This is a genomic window from Oceanivirga salmonicida (assembly GCF_001517915.1).
Lineage (GTDB): Bacteria > Fusobacteriota > Fusobacteriia > Fusobacteriales > Leptotrichiaceae > Oceanivirga > Oceanivirga salmonicida.
The window spans coordinates 1-260 of the sequence record NZ_LOQI01000225.1; the positions used below are offsets into that span (position 1 = coordinate 1).

Below are 260 nucleotides of genomic sequence, written 5' to 3' on the forward strand. Positions count from 1 at the left end.
GTACTGCTTTATAAATATTAATTACAATATTATGTAAAAATTTAACACTAAATAAGGCTCCTATACCCCATAGTATAGAGAATTTTAAACAAATATACCCCTTATAATTAAAGTGCATACCTGTATAATCCCACCATCTTTTTTGAAAAAAATACTCTAAACAAAATCCTGCTATTAATTCTATTAATGTTGCAATTATTATTGACAATATAAATAGCAACCATATATTATTTAAATAAGGCGAAAGTAAATATAATATT

1 protein-coding gene is annotated in these 260 nt (G+C 23.1%); it reads right to left on the reverse strand.

Annotated elements, in window-relative coordinates; genetic code table 11:
• A partial coding sequence (locus AWT72_RS09060; protein WP_197407690.1) for a putative ABC transporter permease occupies window positions 1-208 on the reverse strand: 208 nt, incomplete at its 3' end.
• Window positions 209-260: the final 52 nt, after the last annotated feature.